Source organism: Siccirubricoccus soli (genome assembly GCF_024178315.1).
In the GTDB taxonomy this organism is placed as follows: Bacteria; Pseudomonadota; Alphaproteobacteria; order Acetobacterales; family Acetobacteraceae; genus Siccirubricoccus; species Siccirubricoccus soli.
In genome coordinates this window covers 1-15541 of sequence record NZ_JAMZIK010000147.1, presented here as the reverse complement: position 1 = coordinate 15541, position 15541 = coordinate 1, and the positions used below count along the sequence as shown (strand labels likewise).

At 72.1% G+C, this 15541-nt stretch carries 14 protein-coding genes; 11 read left to right on the top strand and 3 right to left on the bottom strand.

Annotation, left to right across the window (positions count from 1 at the left end; genetic code table 11):
• The first annotated feature begins 102 nt into the window (after positions 1-102).
• The 6 genes from NJ376_RS21295 to NJ376_RS21270 are packed head-to-tail and all read left to right on the top strand — an operon-like array spanning position 103 to position 5457.
• Positions 103-1263: a thiolase C-terminal domain-containing protein gene (locus NJ376_RS21295; RefSeq protein ID WP_252955296.1), complete on the top strand. Its 1161-nt coding sequence runs from the start codon at positions 103-105 to the stop codon at positions 1261-1263.
• A complete protein-coding gene (locus NJ376_RS21290) occupies positions 1260-1670 on the top strand; it encodes a Zn-ribbon domain-containing OB-fold protein (protein WP_252955295.1) in 411 nt (136 codons plus the stop codon). Before NJ376_RS21295 ends, NJ376_RS21290 begins: the two co-directional genes overlap by 4 nt.
• 4 nt (positions 1671-1674) lie before the next feature.
• Positions 1675-2454, top strand: a complete 780-nt coding sequence (locus NJ376_RS21285) for an enoyl-CoA hydratase/isomerase family protein (RefSeq protein ID WP_252955294.1) — start codon at positions 1675-1677, stop codon at positions 2452-2454.
• A gap of 14 nt (positions 2455-2468) precedes the next feature.
• Positions 2469-3461 carry a CoA transferase gene (locus NJ376_RS21280; protein WP_252955293.1) on the top strand — a complete coding sequence of 331 codons (993 nt, stop codon included), beginning with the start codon at positions 2469-2471 and terminating at the stop codon, positions 3459-3461.
• A complete protein-coding gene (locus NJ376_RS21275; RefSeq protein ID WP_252955292.1) occupies positions 3448-4500 on the top strand; it encodes a CaiB/BaiF CoA transferase family protein in 1053 nt (350 codons plus the stop codon). The genes NJ376_RS21280 and NJ376_RS21275 overlap by 14 nt, the downstream gene beginning before the upstream one ends.
• Positions 4501-4554: 54 nt before the next feature.
• Complete coding sequence (locus NJ376_RS21270; protein WP_252955291.1) at positions 4555-5457, top strand: tripartite tricarboxylate transporter substrate-binding protein; 903 nt, start codon at positions 4555-4557, stop codon at positions 5455-5457.
• A gap of 599 nt (positions 5458-6056) precedes the next feature.
• Here the strand turns inward: NJ376_RS21270 and NJ376_RS21265 are convergent.
• The 3 genes from NJ376_RS21265 to NJ376_RS21255 are packed head-to-tail and all read right to left on the bottom strand — an operon-like array spanning position 6057 to position 9860.
• Positions 6057-8315, bottom strand: coding sequence for a xanthine dehydrogenase family protein molybdopterin-binding subunit (locus NJ376_RS21265; RefSeq protein WP_252955290.1), 2259 nt, complete (start codon positions 8313-8315; stop codon positions 6057-6059).
• Positions 8308-9366 (bottom strand): FAD binding domain-containing protein, encoded by a 1059-nt coding sequence (locus NJ376_RS21260; RefSeq protein ID WP_252955289.1) that lies wholly within the window; start codon positions 9364-9366, stop codon positions 8308-8310. Before NJ376_RS21260 ends, NJ376_RS21265 begins: the two co-directional genes overlap by 8 nt.
• The gene (locus tag NJ376_RS21255) at positions 9363-9860 is read right to left on the bottom strand and encodes a (2Fe-2S)-binding protein (protein WP_252955288.1); all 498 of its coding nucleotides are present in this window, start codon (positions 9858-9860) and stop codon (positions 9363-9365) included. The genes NJ376_RS21260 and NJ376_RS21255 overlap by 4 nt, the downstream gene beginning before the upstream one ends.
• 210 nt (positions 9861-10070) lie before the next feature.
• Between NJ376_RS21255 and NJ376_RS21250 the strand changes: the two genes are divergently transcribed.
• The 5 genes from NJ376_RS21250 to bcsA all read left to right on the top strand — a co-directional run.
• Positions 10071-10670: a TetR/AcrR family transcriptional regulator gene (locus NJ376_RS21250; protein ID WP_252955287.1), complete on the top strand. Its 600-nt coding sequence runs from the start codon at positions 10071-10073 to the stop codon at positions 10668-10670.
• A 165-nt stretch (positions 10671-10835) separates the two neighbouring features.
• Positions 10836-11936 carry a glycosyl hydrolase family 8 gene (locus NJ376_RS21245; RefSeq protein WP_252955286.1) on the top strand — a complete coding sequence of 367 codons (1101 nt, stop codon included), beginning with the start codon at positions 10836-10838 and terminating at the stop codon, positions 11934-11936.
• Between the two features lie 106 nt (positions 11937-12042).
• Positions 12043-12618, top strand: a complete 576-nt coding sequence (locus NJ376_RS21240; protein WP_252955334.1) for a hypothetical protein — start codon at positions 12043-12045, stop codon at positions 12616-12618.
• Positions 12609-13412, top strand: coding sequence for a cellulose biosynthesis protein BcsQ (bcsQ, locus tag NJ376_RS21235; protein WP_252955285.1), 804 nt, complete (start codon positions 12609-12611; stop codon positions 13410-13412). Before NJ376_RS21240 ends, bcsQ begins: the two co-directional genes overlap by 10 nt.
• The coding region (gene bcsA / locus NJ376_RS21230; protein WP_252955284.1) for a UDP-forming cellulose synthase catalytic subunit at positions 13409-15541 on the top strand (2133 nt) is incomplete at its 3' end. The genes bcsQ and bcsA, both read left to right, overlap by 4 nt.

The window sequence follows — 15541 nt, the reverse complement described above, 5'->3', positions numbered from 1 at the left end:
AGCCTAACCTGAGGTTGGCCTACCCCGCCAATTCCTCCCTGGCGCCCGGCCCGCCCCGGGTGCAGCCTCGGCTTCGGAGAAACGCCTGGAAGCCGGTAGGTCATGCCACCCGACACCCATCCCCAATCCCCTGCGATCCATCTGCCCTGGCCGCTGCGCGACAAGGTCGCCTTCGTCGGCATCGGCACCACGCGCTACGGCAATTTCCCGGAGACCGACAGCTACGGCCTGGGCTGCGAGGCACTGAACGCGGCCCTGGACGATGCCGGCCTGACGCCCGCCGAGATCGACGGGCTCATCGTCAACCGCATCCCGAGCTATGAGCGCTTCGCGGAGATGATGGGCATCAATCCGCAATACTGCCTGCTCACCGAGGCGCCCGGCCGCTTCTCCGGCGTCTCCCTGGCGCTGGCGGCGCAGGCCATCGCCACCGGCGCGGCGAAGACCATCGCCCTGGTCTACGGCAACAATGGCCGCAGCGTGCGGATGCTCTATGGCGGCGGCGACAGCCAGTGGAGCCCCTGGGGCATGACCAGCCCGGGCGCCATCCACGCCATGATGTGGCAGCGCCACATGCATGATTTCGGCACGAAGCATGGCGATCTCGGCGAGGTCTCCGTCGCCTTCCGTCATCACGCCACGCTCAACCCCGTGGCGGTGATGCATGGCAAGCCGATCACGCTTGAGGACCATGCCACGGCGCGGCCGATCTGCGAGCCGCTGAAGCTGTTGGACTACTGCCTCATCAATGACGGCGCCGTTGCCTGGATCATGACCAGCGCCGAGCGCGCGAAGGATCTGAAGCGTCCCCCGGTGCTGCTCTCAGGCTATGCCAGGCAGGATTGCTTCGCCTATGGCAGCGCTCCGGCCGACGATTACTGGTACCCGACGCTCTCGGCCTGCCGCAGCGTCTATGACCGCGCCGGCATCGGCCGCGACGACATCCAGGGCCTCGGCATCTACGACAATTTCACCCCGACGGTGATGTTCAGCCTGGAAGGCCTCGGCTTCTGCAAGCAGGGCGAGAGCGGCGACTTCGTGAAGGGTGGCACGCTCCGGCTCGGCGCCGGGCGCTGGCCCACCAACACCTCCGGCGGGCATCTCTCGGACAGCTACATGCAGGGCTGGGGCATCATCGCCGAATGCGTCCGCCAGCTGCGCGGCGATTGCGGCGAGCGGCAGATCCCGGATGCCCGCGCCATGCAATACATCTGCGCCACCCATATCGCGCAAAGCCTGATCCTGCGGAGGGCCGACGCATGACTCTCTCCACCCGGCCGAAGCCGCTCGTCGACAATTGGAACAAGCCCTTCTGGGCTGCCTGCGCCGAGGGCAAGCTGGTCCTGCAGCGCTGCAAGGCGACGGGGAAGTGCTTCTTCCCGCCCGCCCCGGTCTCGCCCTTCACCGGGAAGCCGGACTGGGAATGGATCACTGCCTCGGGCCGCGGCACGCTGTGGTCCTTCGTGATCTTCCACCAGAGCTACTTCCCCGGCATGCGCGATGAGCTGCCCTATCCGGTGGTGATGGTGAAGCTGGAGGAAGGCCCCTACCTGCTCACCAACGTCGAGGGCATGGAGCCCGAGGACCTCAAGATCGGCATGCGGATGTCCGTCCGCTTCCCCGGCGGGCCGGAAGGCTTCGTCCTGCCGCAATTCGGCCCGGAGGCCTGATCCCATGTCCGATGAGCTGATCATCACCGAAGCCGAGGGCTGGGCGGAGATCCAGGTCAACCGCGAGGCGCAGCGCAACGCGATGAACCGCGCCACGCGCCAGGGCCTGCTGCGCGCCTTCGAGGCGCTGAAGGGCAAGGCCAAGGCGATCGTCCTCACCGGCACCGGCGTCGCCTTCTGCGCCGGCATGGATTTGAAGGAGCGCGAGGCCGACCGCCAGGCGGGCATCGAGGGCGCGGGCGACGAATGGATCGCCGTGAACATGGCGATCAAGGCGCATCCGTCGATCTTCATCGCCGCGGTCAATGGCCTGGCGCTGGGCGGCGGGGCGACGCTGATCAATGTCTGCGACCTGGCGATCGCCAGCACCAAGGCCAGCATCGGCTGCCCGGAGATGGGTTTTTCGACCTATCCCGGCATGGCGGGACCGGCGATCCAGCTCTCGGGCATCACGCGCAAGCAGGCCGCCTGGCTGGTGCTGACCACCAACCGCATCGATGGCACCACCGCCGAGCGCTGGGGCATGGTGAACCAGTGCGTCGAGCCGGAGGCGCTGCTGCCGACGGCGCGGGCGCTGGCCGAGAAGGTCTCGAAGTTCGACGCCGTGGCGCTGAGCGAGAGCAAGAAGGCGCTGGACCGCATCCCCGGCTTCATCACCGACTGGCAGGAGGCGATGGACCACGGCCAGATGGTGAACCTCACCATCCGCTCGAAGACCACCGCCCAGGCGGAGGGCAGCGCCCGCTTCGCCGCCGGCATCAAGAATCCGGGCCAAGGGGTCTGACCATGGGGTTGGCCATGCCGGCGCCGCTCGCGGGGCGGCGGGTGCTCGACCTCGGCGCGCTCTGCGCGCAGCGGCCGCATGCCCTGGCCGCCTCCATGGCCGCCAAGCTCTGCGCGGCTTATGGGGCGGAGGTGGTGAGGCCGCTGCCGGCCGATGGCGAGCCCTTCGCGTCCCTGCCGCCGCTGCTGCCGGATGGCGCCTCGGCGCTGCATCGCTTCCTGAACGCCGGCAAGCGCCCAGGCCCGGCGACGGGCTGGTTCGATGCCGCCATCGGCGATGGCGCGGCGCTGGCGGCGCATGCCGCCGAGGTGCCGGTGAAGGCCCGCCTCTCGGTCTTCGGCCCGGACGAGCCGGACCCGCCGATGAGCGAGCTCGGCCTCGCCGCCCTCTCCGGCCTGCTCGGCATCGTCGGCGAGGCGCCACCGGCGCCGCCCTCCCGGCTGGCCGGGCACCAGGTCGCCTATTCCGCCGGGCTTGCCACCTGCACCGCCCTGCTCGCCGCGCTGCGGGCGGGCGGGGAGGAGGTGGTGGACGTCTCGCTGCTCGACGTCACCGCCTGGCTGAACTGGAAGGTGGCGGCGGGCGTGATGGTGATCGGCAGCGCGCCGGTGCGCGGCAACGCCAAGGCCACCTGGTTCACCGTGAAGGCGCGGGACGGCTATGTCGCCCTGGTCTATCAGGACAAGGACTGGCCGCCGCTGCGCGACCTGATCGGCGATCCGCGCTTGCTGGAGGAGCCCTTCATCACCGGGCCGGGACGCGGCGCCAACCGCGCGGCGCTGCTGGAGATCATCGGGCCCTGGTTCGCGGCCCGCACCCGCGCCGAGATCACCGCGGCGGCGCAGGCGCGGCGGGTGCCGATCGGGCCGGTCAAGTATCCTGTCGAATTGCTGGAGGACGCGCAGTACCGCGCCCGTGGCTTCCTGGCGCCGGACGGCACGCCGTCACTGCCGGTCGGCTGGGACGGCCAGCGCCTGGTCCGGGAGGTGGCAGATGCCGCAGTCTGATCCCGCCTTGCCGCTCGCCGGCATCCGCGTGGTGGATCTCGGCTGGATCACCGCCGGCGCTGCCTCCTCCACCCTGCTGCTCGACCTCGGCGCCGATGTGGTGAAGGTCGAGGGGCCGGGCGCGCCGGACCCCTTTCGCCAGTGGGAGGGCGCCGACCTCGGCACCGATTGGTGGAACCGCTCCCCCTTCTTCGCCTTCACCAATCGGGGCAAGCAGTCGCTCTGCCTCGACCTGAAGGACCCGCGCGGGCGGGAGGTGCTGTTGCGCCTGCTGGAAGAGGCGGACGTGCTGGTGGAGAATTTCCGCCGCGGCGTCATGGCCTCCTTCGGCCTCGATCCGGCCATGCTGCGCCAGCGCTTCCCGCGCCTGGTCATCGCCAGCATCTCCAGCCAGGGCGAGACCGGGCCGGACCGCGACATGGTCTCCTTCGGCTCGACGCTCGAGGCGACCGCCGGGCTGGCGGCGCTGACCGGCGCCGGCGAGGCGCCGGTGATCACCGGGCGCGACGTGAACTACCCGGACCAGGTGGTCTGCCTCTTCGCCGCCGGCGCCATCGTCGCCGCACTGCTGGAGCGCGACCGCACCGGGCAGGGCGCGCACCTCGACCTTTCCCAGCGCGAGCTGACCAGCTTCCTGCTGGGCGAGGAGCTGATCGCCGCCGCCGCGGGTGCGCCCTCGCCGCGCCGCGGCAATCTCGACCCCGCCGAACCCGGGGAGCGGCTGGTGGCCGATGGCGAAGGCGGCTGGCGCGTCGAATGGCCAGGCGGCAGCGCGCCGGTGCGGGATGGCGTGGCGCTCGCCGCGGCCGAGGAGTTCGTCCGCGGCACCGCCGTGCTGCGCAGCCCGGATGGCAGCCCGGCCAAGGGCATCCCCTTCCGCTTCGCGCGGCGGCCGCTCGCGGTGAAGGACTCCTGCCACGACCTCGGCGCGGACAACCGCACGGTGCTGCAGGCCGCCGGCTTCGCGGCGGAGGAAATCGACCGGCTGGAAGCGGCCGGCCTCCTCGCCACCGCCCCGCGCACCGCGAAACGCGGCTGAACCAGACCAACCTGGCACCGGCCAGGGCCCTTGGAGGAACCGACCTTGCCACCCGTGACCGACCTCAAGCTGCCTCGCCGGGGGCTGCTGACCCTGGCCGCCGGGCTGGGCCTCGCCGCGCCCGCCCATGCCGAGAGCTACCCCTCGCGGCCGATCCGCCTCATCGTGCCCTTCACCCCGGGCGGCGGCACCGACAATCTCGGCCGCCTCGTCGCCCGCGCCATGACGGACCGGCTGGGCCAGCCCGTGGTGATCGAGAACCGCGGCGGCGCCGGCGGGAATATCGGCCAGGCCATGGCCGCGCAAGCGCCGGCGGATGGCTACACCACGCTGTTCACCGGCAATGGCATCGCCATCAGCGACCTGCTGTTCCGCAACCCCGGCTTCGACTGGAAGATGGACTTCGTGCACATCGCGCGCTTCGCCAGCACGCCGATGCTGCTGGTGGTCAACAACGAAGTGCCGGCGCGCAACCTGGCGCAGTTCATCGCCTACGCCCGGGCCAACAAGGGCAAGCTGAACCACGGCACGCCGGGCGCCGGCACCGCCCAGCACCTGGCGGCGGCGCTATTCGACGATCTGGCGGGCACGCAGATCATCCATGTCCCCTATCGCGGCACCGGCCCCTCCGTCACCGGACTGCTGACCGGCGAGGTGGAAGTGATGTTCGCCTCGGCCAGTGCGGTGGAGACGCTGATCCGCGAGGGCAAGGTGCGCGCCCTGGCCAATACCGCCGCGACCCGGGCGCGTGCCTGGCCGGAGCTGCCGGCGATCGGCGAGGCGCTGCCGGGCTATGCGGCGGAGCTCTGGTACACCTTCGCCGCGCCGGCGCAGACGCCGGCGCCAATCGTCACGACGCTGGAGAAGGCGGCGCGCGAGGTCATGGCGAATGCCGCCTTCCGGAACCTGCTGATGAGCGCGGCTTCGACCCGGCCTATCTCGGCCGCGCCGAGCTGAGCGCCGCGCTGGAGGCGGACCGGCGGCGGTGGGAGCCGGTGCTGCAGCGCACCGGCATCACGCCGGAATAAGGGGCGCTGCCGGCGCGGCGCAGGGCGCGCCCAGCGGCAGACGTGCAGGGTGCCACTTCAAGCGCGCTGCGAGCCGCAAGCCGGAACGCCGCCCGCTGCGGGAGGGAGTCGTGCCGGTCACTGCCGGTACGACATAGATCGCGGCGATCGCCCGCTGCCCGTTTGCCACGACTTGGTTGTGCGTCACGGCATGAGGCGGCCACCCTCCTACCGGGCCATGGCCACGCGGGGCTGTTGGGCTCTGGGCGATGAAGCAGGTGCCGTCCACCTGCGCCGCGACGGCGGTAGGTGCCGGATCGGCATCGCCCCGGTGCTGCACAGGCCCCGAAGCGTGGCGCCGCGCACAGCCTCTCCGCGCGCAGCTCCGAGGGCTGGCCGGGTCCTCCTCGGCTCCCGGCCACCTCAATTCCAGCCGCCGTCCCCGGGACGGCGACGCGAACAGCCCGGCGCCCAGGCCCTCACCCCGGGCGCCGGCCGACCATAAATTGCCTTCCAATCGGCCTGCATCGCGCGCCATACCCGCCCGGCTCATTCCGCGCCGGCCAGCGCCAACTCCTCCAGGGCGATCGGGAAGCGCCGCACGCGCACCCCGGTCGCATGCCACACCGCATTGGCCACCGCGCCTGCCGTGCCGGTGATGCCGATCTCGCCCACCCCCTTGATGCCGAGCGGGTTCACATGCGGGTCCACCTCATCCACCAGGATGGCCTCCAGCGACGGCACATCGGCATTCACCGGTACGTGGTACTCGCCGAGATTGGCGTTCATCACCCGGCCAGTGCGCTTGTCCATCACCGCCTGCTCATGCAGGGCGAAGGAGACGCCCCAGATCATCCCCCCATAATACTGGCTCCGCACCAGCCGCGGATTGACGATGCGGCCGGCGGCGAAGGCACCCACCAGCCGCGTCGCGCGGATCTGCCCAAGCTCGGGATCGACCTTCACCTCGGCGAAGACCGCGCCATGCGCATGGGTGGCGTAATGCTCCTGCACTGCCGGATCCATGGCGCCGCTGCCGCGCCCCTCGATCTCCTCAAGGCCGGCCCGCGCCAGGATCTCGCCATAGCTCTCGCCCCGGCTTTCGTCGTCACGCCGCAGCAAGCTGCCGCCCCGCGCCACCACGCCGGCATTGCCGGCGCCGAAGAGGGGCGAGCGCCGATCCGCCATGGCCAGCTCCGCCAGCCTGGCGATCACCTCCGCGCCGGCATTGTGCAGCGCTGCGCCGGCCGTCGCGGTGTGCGCGGAGCCGCCGGCGATGCCGGCATCCGGCAGGCGGGAATCGCCGGCGCGGAATTCGAGCTGGTCCAGCTCCAGCCCCATGCTGTCGGCGGCGAGCTGGGCAAGCGCCGTCCAGGCGCCCTGGCCCATGTCCTGCGCGCCGAGCTCGGCGAGGCCAGTGCCGTCGCGCCGCAGCACCGCCCTGGCCTGGCCATGGAACATGAGCGCCGGAAAGGTCGCGGTGCCCATGCCCCAGCCGACCAGCAGCCCGTTCTCGTCCCGCATCTGCCGCGGCTGCAACGGGCGTCCCGCCCAGCCGAAGCGCGCCGCCCCCTGCGCATAGCAGTCGCGCAGCGCCTTGGAGGAGAAGGGCTTGCCGGAGATCGGCTCGACCTCCGCGTAGTTCCGCAGGCGGAATTCCAGCGGGTCCATGCCGCAGGCCAGCGCCATCTCGTCGATCGCGCTCTCCAGCGCGATGCTGCCGCTCGCCTCGCCCGGCGCCCGCATGAAGAGCGGCGTGCCGGTGTCCAGCCGCACCGCATCGTAGCCGATGGCGATGGCCGGCGCGGCATAAAGGGTGTGGGAGACGCTGCCCGCCGGCTCGATGAAATCGTCGAAGCGGCTGGTCGCGGTGCGCACCTGGTGGTCGAGGGCGGTCAGCCCGCCATCCTCCCCGGCGCCGATGCGAAGGCGCTGCCGCGTCGGCGCGCGATGGCCGACCGGGCCGTACATCTGCTCCCGCCGCAGGACCAGCTTCACCGGTCGCCCGACCAGCCGCGCGGCAAGGATGCCGAGCACCTGCGGTCCCGAGATGACGCCCTTGGAGCCGAAGCCGCCGCCGAGGAAGGGGCTGCGGATATGGATGTTCTCCGGCGGGAGGCCGAACAGGCCGGCAATCCGGTCCTGCGCCCAGGCCAGGCCCTGGCTCGGCGTATCCAGGGTGAGCCGGTCGCCCTCCCAGGCGGCGACGACGGCATGCGGCTCCATGGCGTTGTGGTACTGCGCCGGCGTCTCATAGACCGCCTCGACCCGCCGCGCCGCCGCGGCGAGCCCAGCCTCCACATCGCCATACCCTTCCCTCGCCGGCGCGCCAGGACCGACCATCTCGGGGACGAAGACATCGGCCGCGTCCAGCCCGGCCTCCACCGGCTCGGCCGCGTAGCGCGGCGCCAGCAGGGCGGCGCCTTCGGTCGCGGCCTCCAGCGTCTCGGCGATCACCACGGCGATCGGCTGCCCGGCATAGCGGACGCGGTCATCCTGCAGCACCTCCATGCGGAAGACGAAGGGGCCGGTCTTGGCGTCCGGGTCCAGCGCCAGGGGCGGCCGGTTCGCCGGGGTCATCACCTCCACCACGCCGGGATGCGCCCGGGCGGCGGCGATATCGAGCGCGGTGACGCGGCCGCGGGCGATGCTGCTCACGGCGAGCGCCGCATGCAGCATCCCGGGTGGGTGGTTGTCCGCGGCGTAGCGGGCCTGGCCCGTCACCTTCAGCACGCCGTCGCGGCGGGTGAGCGGCTGGCCGATGCTGGAGCCGTGCCGGACATGGGTGGCGCTTGCGGTCTCAGCCATGGAGAGAGGCTCCGGGAACAGGGGCGAAGGCAGAGGCGGGGAGCGCCGGCAGCCGCTCGGGCGTGCCGGCGGCGGCCAGCAACAGGGCGCGCGCCGCGACGCGGCGGGCGAGCTCAATCTTGAAGGCGTTGTCGCCGGAGGGCGCAGCTTCGGCGAGCGCCGCCTCGGCGGCGCGCCGGAAGCTCGCGGCATCGGGGCGCGCGCCGGCCAGCGCGGCTTCCGCGGCGCGGGCGCGCCAGGGCTTCGCCGCGACGCCGCCGAGCGCCAGCCGCGCCTCGGCGATGACGCCGTTCTCGAGCCGCAGCCCCGCCGCGGCGGAGACCACGGCGAAGGCGTAGGAGGTGCGCTCGCGCAGCTTCACATAGCGGGCATGGGCGGCGAAGCCGGCCGCCTCGGCCGGCAGGCGCAGCGCCACCACCAGCTCGCCCGGCGCCAGCACGCTCTCGCGCTCCGGCGTCTCGCCCGGCAGCAGGTGGAACTCTTCCAGCGGCACCTCGCGCCGCCCGAACTGGCCCTCGATCTCCACCACCGCACCGAACGCGGCCAGCGGCACGCAGAAATCCGAGGGATGCGTGGCGATGCAGCGCTCGCTCCAGCCCAGCACCGCGTGCAGCCGGTTCTCGCCGCCGCGGGCATCGCAGCCCGCGCCGGGGTCGCGCTTGTTGCAGGCGCTGGCGGGGTCGTAGAAATAGGCGCAGCACGTCCGCTGCAGCAGGTTGCCGCCCACCGTGGCGGCGTTGCGGAGCTGGGCGGAGGCGCCGGAGAGCAGCGCTTCCGCCACCGCCGGGAAGCGGCGGCTGAACTCCGGATGGTAGGCGAGGTCCGCGTTTCTCACCCGCGCGCCGATCCGCGCGCCGCCATCGGGCAGCAGCTCGATGCCATCGAGCCCCGGCAGGTGGTTCAGGTCCACCAGCCGCGCCGGCCGCACCACATTGCCCTTCATCAGGTCCAGCAGGTTGGTGCCGGAGGCAAGATAGGCGCTGCCCGGCTCTGCGGCGGCGGCGATCGCCTCGGCGATGCTGGCCGGGCGGACATAGTCGAAGCGGTTCATGCGGCCTCCTGGCGGCCGGCCTGGCCCATTGTCTCCTGCGCCTCGATCACCGCCTCGGTGATGCCGCGATAGGCGGCGCAGCGGCAGAGATTGCCGCTCATGCCCTCGCGCACCCGCTCGGGGTCGGTGCCGGCCTGGCCCTCTGCGATGAGGCCGACGGCGCTCATGATCTGGCCCGGCGTGCAGAAGCCGCACTGGAAGGCGTCATGCGCGATGAAGGCGGCCTGGACCGGATGCAGTTCCCCGTCCCGGGCGAGTCCCTCGATGGTGGTGATCTCGGCGCCATCATGGCTGATGGCCAGCGCCAGACAGGAATTCACCCGGCGGCCATCCACCAGGATGGTGCAGGCGCCGCATTGGCCGCGATCGCAGCCCTTCTTGGTGCCGGTCAGGTCCAGCCGCTCCCGCAACAGGTCGAGCAGCGTGACCCTTGGGTCGTCCAGCACGATGCGCTGTGGCACACCGTTGACGGTGAGGGTGATGGGCAGGCTCATGCTGGCCTCCATGGAAGCTGGTGGGTTGGCCCCGCCCGCGCGAAAGGATGCGCCCCGGCCGGGGCGCGGCGGGACGGCGGTGGCGGCACGGCGTTCACTGGCGGATGCAGCGCGGGGCGCGACCCCGTCCCGGCATCACGGGGCGGGAAATATGGAGGCTGCCTCCGTTTACAAGGGGGCGAGCGGGCGGAGGTGATGACGGATCAGAGAATGAAGCCGCCCCGGAAGCCCCGCGCCGATGCGGTGCGCAACCGGGACCGGGTGCTGGCGGCGGCCAAATCGGTGTTCAGCCGGGGCGGGGCGGAGGCGAGCCTGGAGGCGGTGGCGCGGGAGGCCGGCGTCGGCATCGGCACGCTCTACCGACATTTCCCGACGCGGGAGGCGCTGTACGAAGCGGTGTATCGGCGCGAGGTGGACCAGCTTGTCGAGCTGGCGGCGGCGCTGGCCGCCCGGGAAGGCCCGGCTGAGGCGCTGCGCCACTGGCTGCGGGCGAATATCGAATTCGTCGCCACCAAGAAGGGCATGGCGAAGGCGCTGGCGCTGGCGGCGCAATCGGACCTCGTCGCCTATTCGCTGGAACGGCTGACGGCGGCGATGGGGGCGCTGCTGCGGCGCGCGGCGGAGGCGGGCGAGATCCGCGCCGATATCGGCCCGGAGGAGTTGCTCCGCGCCCTGGTCGGCATCTGCTACGTGCAGGAGCGCGCGGGGTGGCAGGAGAGCGCGCTGCGCCTGCTGGATGTCTTCCTGGACGGGCTCCGGCTGCCCGCCGGCGGGACGCGGGACCGGGCTTGCAACGAGCGGGGGCGGTAAGGCATGTCCGGCCGCACGCCGGCATGATCGGTGCGAGGCCGGAGCCGGTCCGGTCGTCCCCGCCCCCCTCGCCGGCTCTGCCGCGACGGCGATGCCGTGGCCGGCGCGGCCGCAACCTTCGCCACACGAAGATCTCCAAGGCGAATTACACGGTATGGTTGGACCATGAATGACCGCCAGACAACCGGGGCCCGCCCCGGCGCCCTCCCTGCGCTCTCCCGCCTGCTGCTCCGCCGCCGCGGCTGCGCGGCGGCCCTCGGCGTGGCCCTCGCCGCGCCGCTCGCCTTGCCCCTGGCCGCGGCCCGGCCAGCCGGCGCTGCGCAGGAGGCCGCCTGGCAGCAGTTCCGCGAGCGCTTCGTCACCGCCGATGGCCGGGTGGTGGATACCGGCAATGGCGGCGTCTCGCATTCCGAGGGGCAGGGCTGGGGCATGCTGCTCGCCCAGGCCTATGACGACCGCGCCACCTTCCGCCAGCTGCACCAATGGACCCGCAGCACCCTCCGGCGCCGGGACGACGCCCTGCATGCCTGGCGTTTCCGCCCGGGCACGGCGACGCCGGTGGACGACCCGAACAACGCCACGGATGGCGACCTCTACATCGCCTGGGCCCTGGCGCGCGCCGGCGAGGCCTGGGCGGACCCGGCCCTGACGGCGGCAGCGGCGGCGATCGGGCGGGACATCCTGCGCCTGCTGACCCGCAGCGTGCAGGGCCAGCTCTGGCTGCTCCCCGGCCTGGTCGGCTTCGAGGACGGGCGCCGGCTGGTCCTCAACCCCTCCTACCTCGTCTTCCCGGCCTTCGCGGCGCTCGAGCGCGTGCTGCCGGATCCGCGCTGGCGGCAGCTCCGCAGCGACGGGCTGGCCCTGCTGCGGCAGGCCCGCTTCGGACGGTGGGGGCTGCCGCCGGACTGGCTCGCCATCGCGCAGCCCGAAAGCCGCTTGGCCCCGGCGGAGGGCTGGCCGCCGCGCTTCTCCTTCGATGCGGTGCGCGTGCCGCTGCTGCTGGCCTGGGCCGGGCAGGCCAGGGAACCGGCGGTGCTGGCGGCGCTGCAATTCTGGACGGACCCGGCGCATCCCGCCCCGCCGGCCTGGACGGACCTCACCACCAATGCGCTGGCGGACTACCCCGCCTCGGGCGGGGTGCGCGCCATTGCGGCCTTCGTGGCGGATGCGGCGGCTGGCCGGCAGAGGCCGGCGCAAGTCCGGATCGAAACCGCCGATGATTACTACTCTGCGGCACTGAAAATGCTCGTGTCGGTAGCGGCCTGAGCGACGTGAACTATTTTTTGGTGGTGAGAAGTCGCAGGATTTTCTAGCAATCGGAGAGGCCGATTGGTGATCTTCACCTCGGGTGCAGGGCAGGACGGAGTTGGTGGTGACTGCAAGCGACCCGGATATCGGCCGCCTGGCGCAGCTCGCGGGGCTTGGGCGCCTGCCCTATCGCAGCTTCCACAACCCGCCGGTGCGGCGTGCGCCCCCCGGCTCCTCGCCAACCGAAGACGCCCCGCCGGCCGGTGCGACCGTCCTGACCCTTTCGCCCGCCCAGGGAGACAGCGCGCCCGTGCTGCGCGTCATCGCCGGCCTCGGCGGCCCGACGGCGCCGGCGCGACCCACGCCGGCCGCACATCCGGTGGCCGAGTCGCTGCCGGACGCCGCGCCGCAGCCGCCGCCCGTGTTTGCCTCGCCCTCCCCGGCCGTCTCGCCGCCCACTAGCCTTTTGCCTCCCGCCTCTCCCTCACCCCCCACCTCGCCCTGGCCTCCGGCACCTCCCGCGCCTCCCGCCGCCGCGCAGCCTGCCGGCTTCAGCCTGCTGGCCCATGCCCTCGGCGAGGCACCGCCGCCGCCCCCCGCCGCGCCCGCCGCCACCCCCGGTGCCCCGGCCGCGGCGCGGACGCGCTTTCCGCTGCTCGATGCGGCCCTGTCCAACGGCGGAGCTCCGTCATGGCGCTGATCTGCGTGTGCTCGCCGAAAGGCGGCGTCGGCAAGACGATGCTGGCGGCCAACATCGCCCACGGCCTGCAGCGGGCCGGGCGCCGGGTGCTGGCGGTGGACCTCGACCCGCAGAATGCGCTGCGCCTGCATTTCGGCCTGCCCCTGGCCGAGGAGGCCGGCTTCGCGGCCGGGATGGAGCGGCAGGTCGATTGGCGCGCGGAGCTGCGCCGCACCGCCTGCGGCGTGAGCCTGCTGCCCTACGGCGCGCTGGACGCGACGGCGCGCCTCTCCCTGACGCGGGCCATCGAGGCGGATCCTGAAAGGCTGGCCGCGCCGCTGCGCGAGGCGGCCGCGGACCCGGGGCTGACGGTCGTGGTGGACACCGCCCCCGGCGTCTCCCGTGCGTTGTTCGCGGTGCTGCCGCTGGCCGACATCATCCTGGTGCCGCTGCTGGCCGATGGCGGCAGCGTGGCCACGCTGCCGGAGATCGAATCCGGCCGCTTCTTCGGCCGCGGCACCATGGGCACCATCTTCGCCTCGAAGATGCGCTTCGTGCTGAACCAGGTGGATCAGGGCCGGCGCCTCTCCGCCTCGGTGACGGCGGCGCTGATGCGGCATCTCGGCCCCCGCCTGCTCGGCCTCGTCGCGCATGACGAGGCGGTGGCGGAGGCGCTGGCTTGCGAAGCCCTGCTGGCCGACCACGCGCCACGGTCCCGGGCCGCCTGCGACCTTGCCGAGATCGTCGCGGCGCTGGACGCCGCCCTTCCCGCCGCCAACGGCGCGCAGGGCATGCTGGCCGGGGTCGGCCGTTGAGCCTGCGTCTTCTGGCGCGCCGCGCGACCCGCCGCCTGCCCTGGCTGATCTCGCTGCCGGTCACCGTCGGGGCGGCGCTGCTGGGGCTGGCTCTGCTGCCCGCCATCCTCTTCGTCCCGCTCGCTGCGGAGGACCAGCTCGTCTTCGCGCTGGGCTGCTTCCTGCTGTTTCTCGTCGCTAACCGGTTCGAGGGGCGCGCGGCCTCCGCCTTCCTCGCCGTGCTGTCGCTCTGCGTCACCGCGCGCTACCTGCACTGGCGGCTGACCGAGACGATCACGCCCGACACGCCCTGGCAGGCCTTCTTCATGTACGGGCTGGTGCTGGCCGAGATCTATGCCGGTATCGCCATGTTCCTCGGCTATTTCCAGACGCTCTGGCCGCTGAACCGCAAGCCGGTGCCGATGCCGCGCGACGTGGAGAGCTGGCCGGAGGTGGATGTTTACATCCCCTCCTATAATGAAAGCCTGGACGTGGTGCGCCCCACCGTGCTGGCGGCGCTGGCGATGGACTGGCCGGCCGAGAAGCTGAAGGTCTGGATCCTGGATGACGGCAGGCGGCCGGAATTCCGCCGCTTCGCCGAGGAATCCGGCTGCGGCTACATCATCCGCGGCGACAACAAGGGCGCCAAGGCGGGCAACATCAACCACGCGCTGAAGCACACCAAGGCGCCCTTCATCGCGATCTTCGATTGCGACCACGTCGCGACGCGGGCCTTCCTGCAGCTCACCCTCGGCTGGCTGATCCGCGACAGCCGGCTCGCCATGGTGCAGACGCCGCATCATTTCTATTCGCCCGACCCCTTCGAGCGGAACCTGACCGCCGGCCGCGACGTGCCCAACGAGGGGCAGATGTTCTACGGCATGGTGCAGCCGGGGAACGACCTGTGGGACGCCGCCTTCTTCTGCGGCTCCTGCGCCGTCATCCGGCGGGAAGCGCTGGAGGAGGTCGGCGGCGTGCCGCACCAGACGGTGACGGAGGATTGCCACTGCTCGCTGAAGATGCAGCGGCGCGGCTGGCGCACCGCCTATCTGCGGGTGCCGCTGGCCTCCGGCCTCGCCACCGAACGCCTGCTGATCCATATCGGCCAGCGCATGCGCTGGGCGCGCGGGATGATCCAGATCTTCCGGGTGGAGAACCCGCTCTTCGCCTCGGGCCTCCGGCTCGGCCAGCGGCTCTGCTACTTCAGCGCCACCTTCTACTACCTCTTCGCCATTCCACGGCTGGTCTTCCTCACCTCGCCGCTGGCCTTCCTGCTGCTCGGGCAGAACGTTATCGCCGCCTCGCCGCTGGCCATCGCGGCCTATGCCGGCTCGCACGTGGTCCATGCCGTCGGCACCGGCAGCCGCCTCTCCGGCCGCGTCCGCCATTCCTTCTGGAGCGAGATCTACGAGACGGTGATGGTCTTCTACCTGCTGCCCCTCACCTTCGTGACGCTGCTCAACCCGGCCAAGGGCAAGTTCAACGTGACAGACAAGGGCGGCCTGCTGCCGGAAGGCTATTACGATCTGCGCGCCGTCTGGCCGAACATGGTCCTCACCGTGCTGCTGCTGACCGGCGTCGGGTTCGGCATCCGCGGCCTCTTCCTCCATCCCTCGGACAGCCTGGAATTCCAGGCCTATCTGCTGAACGGCCTGTGGGCCGCCATGTGCCTGGTGCCGGTCATCGCCGGCGTGGCGGTGGGGCGGGAACGGCGGCAGATCCGCGCCAGCGCGCGCTCGCAGGCCGAGGTCCCTGTCGAGCTTGTCACCGCTGACGGCACGGTGGTGGGGGGGATGACCCGCAACCTCTCCCTCGGCGGCGCCGCCCTCGTGCTGGAGGATGACGCTGTCCCGCCGCTCGGCGAGGTGCGCGCGCAGTTCGTGCTGGGCGATGGCAAGGTGGAGGTGCCGGCGACGGTGCTGCGCGCCGTCGAGCACGACGTCTCGCTCAGCTTCTCCCCGGCCACGCTCGAGGAGCACGGCGCCATCGTGCGGCTGGTCTTCAGCCGCGCCGATGCCTGGGTCGGGGCCATGGACCATGAGCAGGACCGGCCCCTGCGCTCGCTGGTGAATGTGGTGCGCGCCGCCGGCGCGGCCTTCGTCGGCAAGACCGGGCTGTTCCGCCCTCCCCGGCGCCCCGCCGCGGCCGCG

Coding starts and splice junctions, on each gene's coding strand:
- NJ376_RS21295 (WP_252955296.1), top strand. CDS start 103: ATGCCACCCGACACCCATCCCCAATCCCCTGCGATCCATCTGCCCTGG.
- NJ376_RS21290 (WP_252955295.1), top strand. CDS start 1,260: ATGACTCTCTCCACCCGGCCGAAGCCGCTCGTCGACAATTGGAACAAG.
- NJ376_RS21285 (WP_252955294.1), top strand. CDS start 1,675: ATGTCCGATGAGCTGATCATCACCGAAGCCGAGGGCTGGGCGGAGATC.
- NJ376_RS21280 (WP_252955293.1), top strand. CDS start 2,469: ATGCCGGCGCCGCTCGCGGGGCGGCGGGTGCTCGACCTCGGCGCGCTC.
- NJ376_RS21275 (WP_252955292.1), top strand. CDS start 3,448: ATGCCGCAGTCTGATCCCGCCTTGCCGCTCGCCGGCATCCGCGTGGTG.
- NJ376_RS21265 (WP_252955290.1), bottom strand. CDS start 8,315: ATGGCTGAGACCGCAAGCGCCACCCATGTCCGGCACGGCTCCAGCATC.
- NJ376_RS21260 (WP_252955289.1), bottom strand. CDS start 9,366: ATGAACCGCTTCGACTATGTCCGCCCGGCCAGCATCGCCGAGGCGATC.
- NJ376_RS21255 (WP_252955288.1), bottom strand. CDS start 9,860: ATGAGCCTGCCCATCACCCTCACCGTCAACGGTGTGCCACAGCGCATC.
- NJ376_RS21250 (WP_252955287.1), top strand. CDS start 10,071: ATGAAGCCGCCCCGGAAGCCCCGCGCCGATGCGGTGCGCAACCGGGAC.
- NJ376_RS21245 (WP_252955286.1), top strand. CDS start 10,836: ATGAATGACCGCCAGACAACCGGGGCCCGCCCCGGCGCCCTCCCTGCG.
- bcsQ (WP_252955285.1), top strand. CDS start 12,609: ATGGCGCTGATCTGCGTGTGCTCGCCGAAAGGCGGCGTCGGCAAGACG.